Below are 343 nucleotides of genomic sequence, written 5' to 3'. Positions count from 1 at the left end.
GGCGAGGGCGCCCGCTGGGGGATGACGATCAACCTCAACAACTGCGACGGGTGTCTCGCCTGTATGGTCGCGTGTAACCAGGAGCACAAGCTCTCCCGGGGGGCGAACTGGATGTACGTGTTCTCGTTCGAGGACGAGGGGCAGGGCGACGAGACGAACTTCCTCCCCCGGACCTGCCAGCACTGTACCGACTCGCCGTGTACGAAGGTGTGCCCGGTCGGCGCCCGCCACACCCGCGAGGAGGACGGCCTCGTGCTCACCGACTACGACATCTGTATCGGCTGCCGCTACTGCGAGGTGTCGTGCCCGTACGGGGTCAACTACTTCCAGTGGGGCGAACCCG

1 protein-coding gene is annotated in these 343 nt (G+C 65.9%); it reads left to right on the top strand.

Going from position 1 to position 343, the window contains the following annotated elements:
• Positions 1 to 343 (top strand): 4Fe-4S dicluster domain-containing protein (locus tag EXE42_RS17370; protein WP_137707104.1); only part of this gene is annotated, 343 nt, incomplete at both ends.

It is taken from the genome of Halorubrum sp. SP3, from assembly GCF_005435195.1.
GTDB classification, from domain to species: Archaea; Halobacteriota; Halobacteria; order Halobacteriales; family Haloferacaceae; genus Halorubrum; species Halorubrum sodomense.
The sequence above is the reverse complement of the archived record's forward strand: the minus strand, read 5'-3'. Positions and strand labels throughout refer to the sequence as shown.